Source organism: Streptomyces rimosus, assembly GCF_008704655.1.
In the GTDB taxonomy this organism is placed as follows: Bacteria; Actinomycetota; Actinomycetes; order Streptomycetales; family Streptomycetaceae; genus Streptomyces; species Streptomyces rimosus.
On record NZ_CP023688.1, the window covers coordinates 197583 to 214183 of the forward strand.

The following is a 16601-nucleotide window of genomic DNA, read 5'->3' on the forward strand; positions in this document are numbered from 1 at the left end:
CCGGCAGAGGTAATCGCCGAGGGCGGGGACGATTCGGTGGATGTCCCGCCCATACTATTGCCGAGCCGCGGCGGAACGTCCAGCCCGGTGCCGACCATGGCTCCCACCGGCGTAAGCGGGGCGGCACACACCGGTACGCGGGGACGGTACCGGTACGACGGGACGGCACCGTCCCGTCGGATCGGCACCGTCCCGTCGCGGGCGGGGGCACTCGGCTCACTCGGCCAGGGCGGCCCGTACCTCCTCGGCCAGCAGGGACACATAGTCGGCGGCCCAGCCCTCGATTGTGGCGTGGTCCCACAGGTCGGTCGAGTACTCGACGTATCCGGCCAGCGCGTCGCCCGCCGGGACGAGACCGAGGTTGAACTCCGACCGGGAGGCCGGGACGGCCAGGTCCTCGACGGCGGCGGTCACGCCGGGCAGTTCGATGTCGGTCTCCAGGGAGTTCTGGTACTGGAACCCGAGCGGCACCCGGTCCGGTATCTCGACCCCCAGGTCCTCGCGCAGCGCCTTGGCCAGCCTCCGCAGCGGCATGACATGGTCGATGGCCTCGGTGGTGGCGAGGGTGACCCGGCGGACCAGACCGGTGAAGGTCTCCTCGGCGGCGGTCCGTACGCGCAGCGGGAAGCCCGCGACCGTGCAGGCCATCAGCGACTCGAAGGCACGGCGTTCACGGTTGGCGTAGGACACGAAGACGACCGTTTCCGGCTTGCCGGACAGCTTGCCTGCCAGCCGCCCCAGAGCCGCGATGGTGACCGCGTACGGGGTCGTGCCGCACTTCCTGGCCAGCCGTTCCACGTCGGCGCGTACGTCGGCGCCCACGTGGAACAAGACGACGCGCCCCTGTCCGCTCAGGGTTTCCGGGCGCGGCCGGTCCAGGGGCAGGCCGTGCGGGAAGGACGCCCCTTCCAGTTCGCGGGCCCAGTACTTCAGGACGCGCTGGTCGGCCTTGTCCCCGATGGTCTCCCGCTGCCAGCGCGCGTACTCGGTCGGCTGCGGCACCGTACTGGCCAGGGTGTGGGGCTCGCCGGTCACCGCGGCTCCGTAGAGGGCCGCGAAATCGCTGAGCAGGATACTGACGGCCCAGCCGTCGCAGGTGGAGTGGTGCAGGAGGAAGAGCAGCACCCAGGTCGACGGGCCGGTGCGCAGCAGGCGGAGCTTGGGCGCCACGCCTTCGGCGAGGTCGAAGCGGGTCTCGGCGACCTCCGCACTGATCCGCTTGACCTCGGCCTCGTCGGCTTCCGCCACGGACCCGTCCGCAGTGTCGCCCGGGCCGGTCAGATCCTCGACCGTAAGGTCGACCGGTCGCGGCCGGAGGATCTCCTGCCACCACTCCTCGCCGTCCTTCACGAACCGCGTGCGCAGCGACTCGTGGCGGGCGCAGAGCTGGGTGAGGGCGGTACGCAGCGCCGGTATGTCCAGGTCACCGGTCAGGGTGATGCGCAGGGCGACGTTGAAGACCTGCGGCAGCGCGTGACGGTGGTGCTGCTCGATGAAGTTCCGCTGCTGGAAGGTGGCCGGGGCCCGGCCGACCACTTCGGCGGCGGTGTCCGCGGCGCGGGCCGGTTCCCCAGGCTCCCCGCTGTCTGCGGTGTCCCCGTCGGCCGCGGCCTCCCCGGCGTCCGTGGACTCCCCGGCCAGGTAGGCCGCCATGGCCCGTACGGTCGGCTCCTGATAGAAGCGCACCATCGGGTACTCCTGGCCGAACACCTCCCGGGCCCGGTTGACCAGCCGGATCGCGGCGATCGAGTGGCCGCCCAGGTCGAAGAAGGACGTCTCCGGGCCGATGGCGTCGGCCGTGAGGTCGAACTCCTCGGCCCAGAGGGCCCGGAGACGGCCCTCCAACCGGGTGCGGAGGCCGGTACCCGCACCGGTACCAGCCGCAGGTCGGGTGGTACCGAACCGCTCGCCCCCGGACCGCTCGACCGCCGCCCGCACGGCCGACGGCCGCGCCCCCGTAACGATCTCAGGATCCGGCAGCGCCGCACGCTCCAGCTTCCCGTTGCCCGCGAGCGGCAGCGCGCCGAGCACGGCCCAGGACCGCGGTACGAGGTAGTCCGGCAGCCGGGAGGCGAGGTCGCGGGCCAGCCGGTCGGCGTACGCCTGGCGGCCGGCCGCGGTGGTGGTGTCCTCGGCGATCCGCTCGGCCGGTACGGCGTAGGCCGCGAGGTACGCCTCGCCACGGCTGGTGCGGCGTGCCAGTACGGCGGCCTCGCGCACGCCGTCCAGGGCGTTGAGCGCGCGGGCGGTCTCCTCCGGCTCGACCCGGTATCCGCGGATCTTCACCTGGTCGTCGAGACGCCCGCGGAACTCCAGCGCGCCGTCCTCGGTCCAGCACACGAGGTCACCGGTGCGGTAGTACACGGTGTCGGCCGGTCCGCCGCCGCCCGCGCCCATGCCCCTGCTGCCACAAGGATCCGCGCCGAACCGTTCCTCCGTCAGTTCGGGCGCGCCCAGATAGCCGCGCGCCACGCCCGGCCCGCCGACGTACAGCTCCCCCACCGCGCCCTGCGGCACCGGCGCGCCCGACGCGTCGAGAACCCGCAGGCGTACGTTGTCGGCCGGGCGGCCGATCGGGATGGCGGCGGTGCCGGTCTCCGGCGTCCGCGGGCCGACGGTCTCGGTGGTGCAGAGCACGGTGGTCTCGGTCGGCCCGTACACGTTGACCGTTTCGTACGCCACGTCCGGATGCGGCCGGGTGCGCAGCACGTCACCGCCCAGCAGCAGGTGGCGCAGCGGCGGCTGTTCGGCGGGCGGCAGGGAGAGCAGGGCCTCCCCGAGGGCCGTGGGCAGGATCGAGAAGGTCACCCGCTCCCGCGCGTACCAGCGGGCCAGCGTGAGCGGGTCCGTGCGGACCGTGTCATCGGCGATGACGACCGAGGCCCCCGCGGTCAGCGCGGGCCAGATTTCCAGGACCGACGCGTCGAAACTCTGGCTGCACACCAGCGCGCTGCGGTCGGCCGAGGTGAAGGCGAAGCGCTTGTGGTGCCACTGGCAGAGGTCGACGACGCTGCGGTGCGGTACCGCGACGCCCTTGGGCGTGCCCGTGCTGCCGGAGGTGTAGATGACGTAGCAGAGGGACTCGGGACCGGCGGTAGCAGTGCCATCGGCGGCCCGGTCGGCAGTCCGGCCAGGGCCGGGGCGGTCGGTGACGTCGATGACGGTCACCCCGGCGGGCAGATCGAGTGCGTCGGCCTCGGCTCCGGTGCTCAGCAGGATGCGGGCTCCGCATTCCGCGATCACCGTGGCGGCGCGGGCCCGGCCCAGTGACGGGTCCAGCGGCACGTACGCCCGGCCGGACTTCAGTACCGCGAGCATGGCCACGACGAGGTCGGCGGAGCGGGGCAGCCACAGGGCCACCACCTCGTCCGTACCGCTGCCCGCCGGTGCGGGGGCGCGGCGTTCCCTGATGGCCGTGGCCAGCCGTTCGGCGCGGGTGTCCAGGTCGCGGTAGCTGAGGAGGTCATCGCCGCAGCGGACGGCGGTGCGGTACGGGGCGTCCGCGGCGCGCCGGGCGATGAGCTCGTGGACGGTGGCGCGGGCCACCGGGCGGGCCGGACCCTGCTGCCATTCGGCGGGCACCGGCTCGACGGTGGGCGCGGTCGTCACGGCGGGGCTCTCGGCCCGCCGCGTCTCCCTGACGCCGAGGCGGGACAGCGGCGTCCTGGGGTCCCGTACGGCGGCTTCCAGCAGATCGCGGAAGGTATCGAAGAAGCCGTCCACGGTGTCCGCGTCGAAGAGGTCGGTGTTGTACTCCAGGTGGCAGCGGATGCCTTCGGGCTGGTCCGTGAAGTACACGGCGAGGTCGGTGAGGGCCTTGTCCGGCCCCGCGTCGATCACGGTGGCCCGGACGCCGGGCAGGTCGAAGCGGAACGGATCGCTGCTCTCGAACTCGGCGAGCACCTGGAAGACCGGCGTGCGGTCGGTGGTACGCGCCGGGGCCAGCTCCCGCACCACCGTCTCGAAGGGCACGTCCGCGTGGTCGTACGCGTCCAGGGCGACGCCCCGCACCCGGTCGAGGAACGCGCCGAAGTCCGGGTCGCCGGACAGGTCGAAGCGGAGCGCGAGGGTGTTGACGAAGAATCCGAGCAGGTCCTCAGTGCCCTGCGGGCGGTCCGATATCGGGGTGCCGACGACGATGTCCCGCTGTCCGGTGACCCGGTGGAGCATCGCGATGAAGCCGGCGAGCAGTGTCATGAAGAGGGTGCCGCGCCGCTGCCTGCTCAGGTCCCGCAGCCGGGCGGACAGTTCGGGGTCCAGCCGGTGGAAGACGGCGCGGCCGTTGGACGTCATGGCCGCGGGGCGCGGGCGGTCGCAGGGCAGTTCCAGGACCGGCAGTTCGCCGCCCAGCGTACCGAGCCAGTACTTCAGGGCGGCGGCGCCGCGGGAGTCGGCCGACGTGCTCAGCTGGGCGCGGGCGTGGTCCGCGTACGTGCTGGTGAGCGCGGGGAGGCCCGGGTCGGAGCCGTCGTGCGCGGCCCGGTAGAGGGCGGACAGGTCGCGGGCGAGGACGGAGGCGGAGGCCGCGTCCACGACGATGTGGTGCAGGGAGAAGACCAGGACGTGCCGCTCCTCGCCCAGCTTGATCAGCCGGGTGACGAACAGCGGCCCGTCCACGAGGTCGAAGCGCCGGGCGCTCTCCGCCTCCAGGACGGCACGGATCGCGGCGTCCTCACCGGCCGGGCCCGCGTCCGTACGGTCGAGCACCGCGAAGTCCGGTGCGGACGGCGGCCGGACGAGCTGGCAGGGCTCGTCGTCGATCTCGCGGAAGACGGTCCGCAGTCCCTCGTGCCGCGCCACCAGCCCGCGCAGCGCGGTGCGCAGCGCGGGGACATCGAGCGGGCCGTCGAGGCGGATGGCCTTGGTCTCGTTGTAGGCGGTGCGGCCCGGCAGCATCCGTTCGAGGAACCAGATGCGCTGCTGTCCGGGCGAGAGCGGGGCGGCGCTTTCGTGTACGGGCTCCTCGATCGTCGTACCCACGGGAGCGACCGGTGCCTCGACCGTCGTACGGACGGGCGGCGCGGTCCGGCGGGCGGACGGCCGGGGCGTCGTACGGACGTCCGCGCGCGGCTCGTGGTACCGGCGGCGCAGCGTGTCGATGTGGGTGAGGCCGGTGCGCAGCGCGTCGGGGGCCACGCCGAAGTCGACCAGCGAGACGATCTCGTCGGCGCCCGCCGCGCCGACCGCGTCCACCACCGGGGCGACGGTGTCGGCCGTGCCGATGAGCGCCCGCTGGTCGCAGTAGCGTTCGTAGGCGCGGTGGAAGAGCACGTCGAGGTCGTCCTCGCTGAGCGCGGCCAGGTCGACGTTGTGGCCGAGGCTGTTGGCGACGTTGCCGAACAGGGAGAGCGAGGCGCGCATGTAGCGCGCCAGCGGCTCGTACGCCTCGGTGCGCGCGGTGCGGTGGTCGGCGGCGAGGTAGGTGTGCAGCAGGACGGCCACCCGTCCGGCGTCCGGGTCGAGGCCGTGTTCGGCGCGGGTGCGGCGGTACAGGGCGATGTTCTCGGCGAGCTGCTCGACGCTCTGGGTCATCAGGTTGGTGACCACGCCGACGTCGTGCCGGGCGGCTGCCGCGTACGAGTCGGGATTGCCGACGACCGCCGTGTACATGGGCGGAGCGTCCTGGACCGGGCGCGGGAACAGGCGGACCTCGGTCTCGCCGTCGCCGCCGGCGCGCCGCACGGCCTCGCCGCGCCAGAGCCGGCGGACCTGCGCCACCTGGTCGTACATCATCTCCTTGTGCCGCCCGAAGCGCTCGGGGAAGAAGACGAAGTCGTTGGCGTGCCAGCCGCCGGCGCAGCCGATGCCGACGCGGCCGCCGGAGAGGTTGTCGGCCATGGACCACTCCTCCGCGACCCGGACCGGGTCGTGCAGGGGCAGTACGACGGAGCCCGCGTTGAGGCGGATGCGCCGGGTCTCGCGGGCGAGGGCGGCGACGAGCACGACGGGGTTGGGGAACAGCCCGCCGAAGGAGTGGAAGTGCCGTTCCGGCATCCAGAGCGCGTGGAATCCGTGCTGGTCGGCGAAGCGGGCGGTCTCCAGGATGTGGTCGTACTTGCCCTGGCCGGTGGCCGGCCCGGCATCGTCCTGCGGGTAGTCGCCGAAGAAATAGATGCTGAAGTCGGGGGCGCGGCGGGCGGGTACGGAGGGGACGGCGGCCTTACGGGCGGCGGCCGCGTTCCAGGCCACGCCGGGGGCCGCGTCCACCACGCGCTTCTCGGGCCGGGGCGCCGGAGCGGGAGCGGTGATCTGCTTCGGAGCGGCCTGAACCGGCTTCGGAGCAACCGGCACCGGCTTCGGCCCGCCGGGGAAGAAGCCCGCCCCGCGCAGTTCCCGCAGCGAGCCGCGCACCGCGTCGGCGATGCATTCGATGTCGCCGTCGGAGTGGGCGGTCGACAGGAAGAAGTTGCGCCATTCCCACACGTGCACCCCGCGCAGCATGAGGTGGTGGTACAGCAGCTCCATGTCCGCGCGGTGCTCGAAGCGGAACTGGGAGCCGAAGTGGCTCACCCGCAGCGGGAATTCCTCGTCCTCCAGGAAGCGGTTCAGCGAGCCCGCGAGTTCGCCGGTGCGGGCGTTCAGCCGCTCCTGGAGCCGGGGGCTGTGCTCCTTGAGGTGGGTCAGCACCGCGCGGGCGGCGACCATCGACACCGGGTGCTGGATGTACGTACCGCCGAAGAACGTGGTGTCGGCGGGCGGGTAGCTGGCGTCCCCGTACTGCCAGAAGCCGCCGTCCACCCCGTCCATGATGTCGGCGCGGCCCGCGATGGCGCCGATCGGGAAGCCGCCGCCGAGCAGCTTGCCGTAGGTCGCGAGGTCGGGGGTGACGCCGTACAGTTCCTGGGCGCCGCGCGGCGCCGGGCGGAAACCCGTCAGCATCTCGTCAAACATGAGCACGATGCCGTGGCGGCGGGTCAGCTCGCGCAGCTGCCGTACGAATTCGACGGGCTGCAGCGACGGGTGCCGGCTCTGTACGGGTTCGATGATGACCGCGGCGATGTCGTCCGCGTGCGCGGCGATGGCCTCCAGGCTCGCGGGGCTGCCGTAGTCGAGCACCAGCAGGTCGGCGACGCTGTTGTGCGGGATGCCGGTGGAGACCGGGACGGTGGTGCGGTCGGCGCCGGTGCCGGTGGAGCGGCCCAGGACGTTGTCGGCGTGGCCGTGGTAGGCGCCGTGGAAGGTGACGATACGGCTGCGGCCGGTGGCGGCGCGGGCGAGCCGGATCGCGGCGGAGTTCGCCTCCGTACCGGAGTTGGCGAACGCCACCCGCTGCATGCCGGTCAGCTCCGCCAGCAGTTCGGCGGCCTCGCCGGTCTCGACGTTGCGCGGGCCGAGCTGGATGCCGCGGGACAGGTGCTCGCGGACCGCCTCGCTCACGAACTCGGGCTCGTGGCCGAAGAGGAGGACGCCGAAGCCCATGGTGATGTCGACATAGCGGTTGCCGTCGACGTCCTCCAGCCAGGAGCCGCGGGCCCGGCGGCCGGCGATCGGGTACAGCATCTCCTTGGTCTTGCTGCGGAAGCCGACGACGGCGCGGCTGTCCGCCAGCACCCGGCGGTAGCGCTGGGCGATCTCCTTGGAGGTGGCGGTCTTGGCCGTGTAGCGGCGTACCAGGTCGTCGAGGTGGGCCTGCTGGGCCTCGGAGGCGGAGCCGCCCACCATGCCGGAGGCCCGGGCGACGGTCACCCGGGGGCCGTGTACGCGCTGCCGCTGCTCGGCGGCCGGTTCCTCCCGCGCCGCCGGCTGCTCCGTGTTGGCGGTCCCGGCCGCCGCCTCGATCCGCTGCGCGATCTGCCGGGAGAGGTCGGCCATGGCGGCCAGGTCCTGGTCCACCGCCGCGGTCGCGGCGCTCAGGCCGGTCACTGCCCGCCCGCCTTTCCGTTGGACACGGCGCCGCCGGTCAGGGCGCTGGTCGCCTGCGCGGTCAGCAGCTGGGAGAGCTGGTGGATCTGGGACATCATCTGGAGCTGGATCTGGGAGAGCTGCTGCACCTGGCGGACGAGGTCGGTCAGCTCGGCGCGTGTGACCGGGTGTTCCGGGCCTGGCGGCACGGCGGGCGCGGACTCCTGGGCGCGTACGGGCTCGGCGGGCGCCGCGGCGACAGGCGGTTCGTGGCGTACGGGCTCCTCGGTGATGGGCGGTTCGTACCGTACGGGCTCCTCGGCGACCGGCGGCTCGTGGCGTACGGGCTCCTCGGCAACGGCCTCACCCGATCCGGCCCAAGCACCGGAAGCACCCGAACCGCCCGGCATCCCCGAACCACCCGCTCCCCCCACCATCCGCCCCACGATCAGCTCCGTCAGCTGCCCCGGAGTGCTCGCCTCCTCGAACAGTTCCCGCATCGCGACCTTGACCCGGTGTTCCTGCTCCAGCTCGCGCAGCACGCTGATCATTTGCAGGGAGTCCGCACCGAGGTCGAAGAAGGAGGTGTCCCCGGTGACCGCGGCCGCGTCGTGCCCGAGGTGCTTGGCCACCAACTCGATGACGTGCGCGAGCACCCGCCCGAACACTGCCTCGTCCTGTGCCACGTCTTCCTCTTCTCTCGATGGTTCTCGCAGGGGTTGTTGACCGGCCGGGACGACGGTGGGCCGGGGTCCCGTCCAGTGGTCGGTGTGCTGGAAGCGGTAGCCGGGCAGTGCGGTTCTGCGGCCGCCGGTTCCGGCCAGCAGGACCGGCCAGGCCAGGTCCGCGCCCGTGCAGTGCAGTCGCGCCACCGCGTCCCAGAAGGGGCCGGTCCCGGCGCCGCGGCGCAGCGTCGGCACCGCCCGTACGGTGGGCAGGGCGGTACGGGCGAGGCCGCTGAGCGTGGTGTGGGGGCCGAGTTCGACCAGTGCCGCGGGGCCGGTGTCGCCGAGCGTGCGCAGCACCGCGTCGTACCGCACCGGCTCGCGTGTCTGCCGTACGAAGTAGTCGGCGTCCGGTACCCAGCCGGGCTCGTGCAGGCGCCCGTCGAGGCCGCTGACGAAGCCGGTCGTGACGGGCCGGAAGGCGACGCCGTCGAGCAGTTCCCGGAACTTGTCCAGGACCGGGTCCATCAGCGCGGTGTGGAAGGCGCGCGTCACCGGCAGCCGCTGTCCGGGGATGCCGCGCTCCTCCAGGAGGGCCGACAGCCGGTCCACGGCCGTGACGGGTCCGGCGAGCACGTGCCGCTGTTCTCCGTTGACGACCGCGAGTTCGAGGCCGGCGATCTCTGCGGCCAGGTTTTCGGCGGTCCGCAGGTCCGCGGACACCGCGGCCATTGCGCCGGGAGCACAGTGCTCCTGCATCAGCCGGCCGCGCTCCGCGGTGAGCCGCAGGCCGTCCTCGACGGACAGGGCACCCGCCGCGCAGAGGGCCGCGTACTCGCCGACGCTGTGTCCGGCGACGGCGTCCGGCACGATGCCCGCCTGGCGCCAGAGTCCGGTGAGCGCGTATTGCAGGGCGAAGAGGGCCGGTTGGGCGATGCGGGTGTTTTCGGTGGTGGCGCGGTCGGCGATGGGGTCGAGGAGCACGTCGAGCAGGGAGCTGCCGTATAACCGCTGGTGGTGGCGCTCGCAGGTGTTGAGCAGGTCGCGTACGACGGTGAAGCGCTCGTACAGCGGCTGTGCCATGCCGGGGTACGGGCTGCCCTGGCCGGTGAATTGGAAGGCGATGCCCGCGCGCGCTTCCCGAGGGGCTTCGCCGGTCGTTACGGCGGCGGGCCCGGCCGGGGCGCCGGTGCCCGCGAGCCAGCTGTCCAGGGCCGCGGCGAGGCTCGCCGGGTCCGTGCCGCGGACCGCCAGGCGGTGCCGGTGGTGGATGCGTCCCGCAGCGGTGGTCACCAGATCGGCGAGGTTCATGTCAGGGTGGCGCGTCAAGTGGTCGCGCAGAGCCTCTGCATTGGCCGTACGGGCGGCCTCCGACTGGCCGGACAGGACGACAATGCCCGGAGGGGCCACTGTGGCGGAGCGGGGCGCGGGCTCGGGGGCCTGTTCCACGATGACGTGGACGTTGGTGCCGCCGACGCCCAGCGACGTGACGCCCGCCCGGCGGGGTGTGTCGCCCTGCGGCCAGGGGCGGGCGGTCTCGGGGATGTAGAAGGGGCTGTTGTCGAGGTCGAGCGCGGGGTTCGGCTCGCTGAAGTTGGCCATCGGCGGGATGACGCCGTGTTTGAGGACGAGCAGCGTCTTGATGAAGCTCGCCAGTCCCGAGGCCACGTCGAGGTGGCCGATGTTGGCCTTGATCGAGCCGAGGGCGCAGTAGCCGGTGCGGTCGGTGTCGGCGCGGTACGCGGAAACGGCGCCCTCGAATTCGATCGGGTCGCCCTTGAGCGTGCCCGTGCCGTGGGTTTCGAGGTAGCCGACGGTGTCCGCGCCGATGCCCGCGTGCTCCAGCGCACGGCGGATCGCGGCGCGCTGGCCCGCCGCGCTCGGCGCGGTGTACGCCTGTTTGGACGCGCCGTCGTTGGTGACGCCCCAGCCGCGGATGACGCCGTGGATCGTGTCGCCGTCGGCGACCGCCCGGTCCAGGCGTTTGAGGACGACGGCGGCGACACCGGTGCCGCCCACCGTGCCGTCCGCCCCGGCGTCGAAGGCGCGCAGGCGGCCGCTCTTGGAGAGGATGGAGCCCTTGACGTACTCGTAGCCCAGCACCTGCGGTACGTGGACGGCCGTGGCGCCCGCCAGCGCGATGTCGCTGTCGCCGGTGACCACCGACTGCGCGGCCGTCTGGAGGGCCACCAGCGAGCTGGAGCAGCCGGTCTGGACGCTGACGGCGGGGCCGGTGAGGTCGAGGCGGAAGGACACGCGGGTGGCGGTGAAGTCGGTGTAGTTGCCGACCATGACCTGCATCCGGGAGAGCCAGTCGTCGCCGATGGGGCTCTTCAGGACGTTGTTCAGGAGGTAGTTCTCCATCGTGTACAGGTGGTATCCGGTGGTGGCGAAGACACCGGTGCGCAGCCCGTCGCGTTCTCGCGGATAGCCGGAGTCCTCCAGGGCGTGGTAGGCGCACTCCAGGAACATCCGGTGCTGCGGGTCGGTGAGCCGTGCCTCCCGTACGCTCATGCCGAAGAACGGGGCGTCGAACCCGGCGATGTCGTGCAGGATGCCGCTGGCGCCGACGAAGTCGTCCGCCCGGTACTTCTCGGCGGGTACGCCGGCGGCTTCCAGTTCCGCTTCGGTGAACCGCCGTACGCAGTCCCGCCCGATGCGGACGGCCCGCCAGAACTCCTCGGGGGTGTCGGCCCCCGGGAAGCGGAAGGCCATGCCGATGACCGCGACGCGCGCGTCGGCCGGTGCGTTCATGAGGTGCCGCCCTCCGCGGCGGTCACTTCCCGGCCGGGCGCCGGGCCGCCGCTCTCCCGGGCCGGTGGGTCCTTCGGGAACAGCGCGCGTCCCCGGGACAGCACCACGAGCAGGGCGACGCACAGCACGATGGCCAGGCCCTGGAACGCGCCGACCACCTGGAGCGGCGAGTAGCGCTCCAGCAGCGCGGCGCTGACGATCATGCCCAGGCCGAAGCCGCTGTTCTCGGCCGAGGCGGACAGGCCGAAGAGGCGGCCGCGCTGCTCGTCGGGGGCGGCCTGGAGCCGGGAGACATACGCGATCTCCGTGAAGCCGTCGGCCATGCCGGCGACGAGCGCGGCGACCGCGGCGGGGACGGCCGGCAGGCCGCTGAAGACCACGATGAACGCCGCCGACATCACACAGGAACCGAGGGCGAAGGCGCGCTCCCCCGGCGACCACCCGGTCTTGCGGGTGCGGCGGGAGCAGACCTGCTGCGCGACGATGTTGCCGATCGCCCAGGTCGCCCAGAACTGGCTGACGAAGGTGGCCGGATGCGACGGGTCCAGAGCGCTGGAGTAGATGGGCAGCGCGACGTTGTGCGACGAGGAGCCGAGGCCGTCGGCGGCGCGGACCGCCACCATCACGGCCAGCAGGGGTGCCGCTTTCAGGAGCGCGAGGGAAGCCCAGCGGCCGGTGCCCGCGGCGTCCGCCGCCGTGCTCCCGGCCGCGTCGTGCCCGGCGGCGGCCCGGGTACGGATGGGCAGCAGGAACAGGATCGTCGCGGAGACCGCGAAGGTGCCGGCGTCCAGCGCGAAGGCGGCGGTGTAGCCGAACTCCGCGACGACCACGCCGGCCGACGCGAAGCCGGCGATCATGGCCAGCGACCGGCCGGTCACCAGCAGGCCGTTGGCCCGGGTCCGCAGATCGGCGCCGACGATCTCCGGGACGCTGCTGCGCAGCGCCACCTGGGAGAGCGTCGAGCAGGCGCCGGTTCCCACGGCCAGCGCGAAGAGCAGCGCGACGCGGGCGCCGTCGGGTGCGAGCAGCAGCACCACCAGGGCGGCGGCCTGGGTCACGTCCGCGCACACCATCAACCGCTTGCGGTCGTAGCGCGACACCAGGCGGCCGCTGACGAACCCGGACAGGACGCTGGTGATCAGGCGTACGGCCATGAACAGACCGGCGGTCAGCGCGCTGCCCGTCACCTGGTAGACGAAGACGTTCAGCGCCACCATGTTCAGATAACTGCCGTACGCGGAGATGGCGTTGCCGACGACGAGCAGCCGGAAGTGCCCCACTCTGGATGTCCCCCTTAACGCCCGGTGCCGTCCTGCGGCCCCCGCGCCGACGGCGGAGGCGTCAATACGGTCGCCCGGTTCGCGGGGCGCCTGGAGACGCATCATCCGGTGACTTGACCCGCGCTTTACCCGGCGTGTAGGGGCCGGCCGGACGGGCCGCCGGACTCCTTGCGTTTTGCCGCGTCCGTGGTTAGATCAATCCGCATGTCACGGGGGGTGTGCCATCCTCGCGCGACACCGTCGGCAGTTCCGCTCCGCAACGCGCGGGAGGGTGCACCATGGCCGGTCCCGCACGGGCCGTTCCCCCTGGCGACGAGCCGATGAGCCCGTACGGGCCCCACCGGGCGGCGGCCGTACCACGGCCTCGTCCCGCCCCGCCCGCGCCGCCGGACCGACCGTCCTGACGTCCGCGGGCCGCCGGACCTTCCCTGCTCCTCCGTCACCCCCTTGGAGAAGAGATGTCGGATCACAGTGCGCACACCATGTCACCGGTGCTGTCCCCGCGGGAGCGGGAGGTGCTGTCGTACATCGCCGACGGTCTGACGTACGACCAGACGGCCAGGCGGCTGGGTATCAGCGTCCACACGGTCAGCACGTATCTGCGCCGTATACGGGCCAAGCACCCGGCGCCGACGCTCGCCCACCTCGTACGGCTGGGCCTGGCGCAGCACCGCGGCTGACGGTTCGCGGCCGGACGGCATTCCGACACGCGATGTTGGCCGGATTCCGTCCCACCAATGGCCGATATCCGGACAACCTCACACGTGACGGGTCACCGCCTTCCCCCGTGCCCCGTGTCCGCGAACGGTCGGTGGCAGCGGGTTTCCCCCGGCGGCGGTGGGTACCCGCCGCCGGACGCCGAACCCGACCGAAGGGGCGCCTGTTGGCCACGTGTTGCGCAGCACCGGTACCGCAGGCCCGGCCTGCCCGTACCGGCGTCCCCCGAAGGGACCAGACCCGGACGTGGCGTCCCGGCGGCACGCGGGACCCCGTGGTGAACTGCGGGAACGGCGCCGGCGGGGCGGGAGGCGCGCCCGGCCCGTCCGACCGCGTCGGCGCCCACCGACCGGTTCGACGGGAGGACGTGTGATGCGCCCTATCCGGGCAGGGGACCCGCACGGCGCGGTCGAGGCCCGCGCCGTGGACACCGATGTCACGGGCGCCGTCGAGCAGACGCTCGACGGGGTGCTCGCCGAGCGGCTCGCGGACGCCGCGGCGGCCGACGCCCTGTTCGCGCGCGATATCGCCGAACGCGTCGCCCGCTTCACGCTGGGCGGTGGCAAGCGGCTGCGCGGACGGTTCGTGTGGTGGGGGCTGCGGGTCTGCGGGGGCGGTGGTGAAGCGGCCGGGGCGGCGCTGCGGCTGGCCGCCGCGCTCGAACTCCTCCAGACCTGCGCGCTCGTGCACGACGACGTGATGGACGGGGCCGAGCTGCGCCGGGGCGGCCCGGCGCTGCACGCCGAGGTACGGACGCAATACGGGCGCCGCGCCGGGACCGGTGACGGCGCCCGGTCCGCCGCGGCGTTCGGCCGGTCCGCGGCGATCCTGGCCGGCGATCTCGCGCTGGCCTGGGCCGACGACACCGTCCTGGACACCCTCGTCCCCGGCCACGCCCGGTCCGCGGTCCACGCCCTGTGGCGCACCATGCGGACCGAGATGGTGGCAGGCCAGTACCTGGACCTGCACGCCCAGGCCACCGTGTCCCACTCCCCCGCCCGGGCGCTGCACACCGCCCGCCTCAAAAGCGCCCGCTATTCGGTCGAACGGCCGCTGCTGCTGGGCGCCGCCCTGGCAGGCGCGGACGACCGGGCCACCGGCGCCCTGCGTGCGGCGGGCCGCTGCGCCGGTCTCGCCTTCCAGCTGTACGACGACCTGCTGGGAGTGTTCGGCGACCCGGCGGAAACCGGCAAGCCGTCGGGAGACGACATCCGGGAGGGCAAGCTGACCTACCTCACCGCCGTCGCCCGCGCCCGCGCCGAAGCCACCGGTGACCACGCGGCGCTCGGCACCCTCGACGCGGCGCTGGGCGCCCCTGACCTCACGGCCGCCGACATGGACCGCGTACGAGAGGTGCTGGTCTCGACCGGGGCCCGCGCCGCGCTGGAGGACAAGATCGCGCTCCTCGCCGACCGGAGCACAGCGCATCTGGCGGACCTGCACGACGCCGCCCCGTCCGCCCTCCGCTCCCTGCACGCCCTGCTGCGCGCCACATCGGGCGCGAGCACACGGACGCCGGTGGCTGCCCATGGAGGTGAACGGTGAAGACGGTATCCGGGTCCACCGACCACGTCCCGCGGCCCGGCGGCCGATGCGGCCTCCTGGAACGTGACGGCTACCGGATCGACACCGGCCCGACCGTACCGACCAAGCCCCACACCGACGCGGCGGCCCACGGAGGCGAGCGATGAAAACCCTCCCCGGACCCACCGACCACGTCGTCGTCATCGGCGCCGGCCTCTCCGGACTGTCCGCCGCACTCCACCTGCTCGGAGCCGGACGACGGGTCACCGTCGTGGAACGCGATACACGGCCCGGCGGCCGATGCGGCCTCCTGGAGCGCGACGGCTACCGGATCGACACCGGGCCGACCGTACTGACCATGCCGGACCTGGTCGAGGAGGCGTTCTCGGCGGTGGGCGCCTCGATGGCCGGGCGGTTGGAGCTTGTTGCGCTCCACCCGGCCTACCGTGCGCGGTTCGCCGACGGCAGCGCGCTTGACGTGCACACCGACGCGGCGGCCATGGAGGCGGAGATCGAACGGTTCGCGGGGGCCCGGGAAGCCGCGGGGTACCGTCGGCTGCGCGCTTGGCTCGGCCGGTTGTACGCGGTCCAGATGCGGCGCTTCATCGACGCCAACTTCGACTCGCCGCTGCAACTGCTCCATCCCGACCTGGCCCGCCTCGCGGCCCTGGGCGGCTTCGGACGCCTCGACGCCCGGATCGGCCGGTTTCTGACGGACGAGCGGGTGCGCCGCGTCTTCTCGTTCCAGTCGCTGTACGCGGGTGTGCCGCCGGCCCGTGCCCTCGCCGCTTACGCCGTCATCGCGTACATGGACACGGTGGCCGGGGTGTACTTTCCGCGCGGCGGGATGCACGCGCTGCCCCGGGCCATGGCGGACGCGGCGGCCGAGGCGGGTGCGGAGTTCCGCTACGGGCATCCGGTACGGGCGCTGGAACGTTCCGGCGGCCGGGTCACCGCCGTCGTCACCGACGCCGGGCGCCTGCCGTGCGACGCGGTGGTGCTCACCGCCGACCTGCCCGAGGCGTACCGGCTGCTCGGGCGCCGGCCGCGCCGCCCGCTGCCGCTGCGCCGCTCCCCCTCGGCCGTCGTCCTGCACGCGGGCACGCCCGCGACCTGGCCGGAGCCGGGCCACCACACCATCTCGTTCGGCGCCGCCTGGCACCGTACGTTCCACGAGCTCACCCGGACCGGGGCCCTGATGAGCGATCCCTCGCTGCTGCTGACCCGGCCGACCGCCACCGACCCGTCGCTGGCTCCGCCGGGCCGCCATCTGCACTACGTCCTGGCGCCCTGCCCCAACACCGACGTCGGGCCCGGCGCGCACGCCTGGCGCGACCTCGGCCCCCGCTACCGCACCGCGCTGCTCGCCGAACTCGAACGGCGCGGCTTCACCGGTCTGGATGCGGCGGCCGAGGCGGAATGCCTGGTCACCCCGGAGGACTGGAGCCGTCAGGGGCACGGCGCCGGCACCCCGTTCTCGGCCGCGCACACCTTCGCGCAGACCGGTCCGTTCCGCCCGCGCAACCTCGTACGGGGCACCGAGAACGCCGTACTGGCCGGGTGCGGCACGACGCCGGGTGTCGGGGTGCCGACCGTGCTGGTCTCGGGGAAGCTGGCCGCCGCCCGGGTGACCGGCGGCGTCTCCGCGCGGCGCGCCCGGATCACCGACCTCGGCGCGCGCCGTCCCGCCCGTACGCCGGAGGCAAGACCGTGACCGCCCGGGAACTCGACGCCGCGGGCATCACCGAGCCCGCACTGCGCGCCGCCTACGCCCACTGCCGCCGGCTCAATGCCCGGCACGGGAAGACGTACTTCCTGG

General features: G+C 73.3%; 7 protein-coding genes. 4 read left to right on the forward strand and 3 right to left on the reverse strand.

The features are described 5' to 3' along the window. Window positions 1-216: 216 nt before the first annotated feature. From CP984_RS00900 to CP984_RS00910, 3 genes are read right to left on the reverse strand one after another with little or no spacing between them, the layout of a single operon-like run. Window positions 217-7812: a non-ribosomal peptide synthetase gene (locus CP984_RS00900; RefSeq protein WP_050504590.1), complete on the reverse strand. Its 7596-nt coding sequence runs from the start codon at window positions 7810-7812 to the stop codon at window positions 217-219. Between the two features lie 47 nt (window positions 7813-7859). Beyond that, complete coding sequence (locus tag CP984_RS00905) at window positions 7860-11261, reverse strand: type I polyketide synthase (RefSeq protein ID WP_003980258.1); 3402 nt, start codon at window positions 11259-11261, stop codon at window positions 7860-7862. After that, on the reverse strand, window positions 11258-12541 hold the full coding sequence (locus CP984_RS00910; RefSeq protein WP_003980257.1) for an MFS transporter: 1284 nt from the start codon (window positions 12539-12541) through the stop codon (window positions 11258-11260). The genes CP984_RS00905 and CP984_RS00910 overlap by 4 nt, the downstream gene beginning before the upstream one ends. A gap of 458 nt (window positions 12542-12999) precedes the next feature. Here CP984_RS00910 and CP984_RS00915 point away from each other — a divergent pair, with 458 nt between their 5' ends. The 4 genes from CP984_RS00915 to crtI all read left to right on the forward strand — a co-directional run bounded on the left by CP984_RS00915 (window position 13000) and on the right by crtI (window position 16496). Beyond that, the gene (locus CP984_RS00915; protein WP_003980256.1) at window positions 13000-13221 is read left to right on the forward strand and encodes a helix-turn-helix domain-containing protein; all 222 of its coding nucleotides are present in this window, start codon (window positions 13000-13002) and stop codon (window positions 13219-13221) included. A 409-nt stretch (window positions 13222-13630) separates the two neighbouring features. Beyond that, window positions 13631-14803, forward strand: a complete 1173-nt coding sequence (locus CP984_RS00920; protein ID WP_003980255.1) for a polyprenyl synthetase family protein — start codon at window positions 13631-13633, stop codon at window positions 14801-14803. Continuing rightward, on the forward strand, window positions 14800-14949 hold the full coding sequence (locus CP984_RS41020; protein ID WP_003980254.1) for a hypothetical protein: 150 nt from the start codon (window positions 14800-14802) through the stop codon (window positions 14947-14949). The genes CP984_RS00920 and CP984_RS41020 overlap by 4 nt, the downstream gene beginning before the upstream one ends. Continuing rightward, window positions 14946-16496 carry a phytoene desaturase family protein gene (gene crtI, locus CP984_RS00925; protein ID WP_003980253.1) on the forward strand — a complete coding sequence of 517 codons (1551 nt, stop codon included), beginning with the start codon at window positions 14946-14948 and terminating at the stop codon, window positions 16494-16496. The genes CP984_RS41020 and crtI overlap by 4 nt, the downstream gene beginning before the upstream one ends. The last annotated feature ends 105 nt before the right edge of the window (window positions 16497-16601 follow it).

Bases quoted from the DNA above. Each gene is read 5' to 3' on its own strand.
- CP984_RS00915 (WP_003980256.1), top strand. From the start codon at position 13,000: ATGTCGGATCACAGTGCGCACACCATGTCACCGGTGCTGTCCCCGCGG.
- CP984_RS00900 (WP_050504590.1), bottom strand. From the start codon at position 7,812: ATGGCCGACCTCTCCCGGCAGATCGCGCAGCGGATCGAGGCGGCGGCC.
- CP984_RS00920 (WP_003980255.1), top strand. From the start codon at position 13,631: ATGCGCCCTATCCGGGCAGGGGACCCGCACGGCGCGGTCGAGGCCCGC.
- crtI (WP_003980253.1), top strand. From the start codon at position 14,946: ATGAAAACCCTCCCCGGACCCACCGACCACGTCGTCGTCATCGGCGCC.
- CP984_RS00905 (WP_003980258.1), bottom strand. From the start codon at position 11,261: ATGAACGCACCGGCCGACGCGCGCGTCGCGGTCATCGGCATGGCCTTC.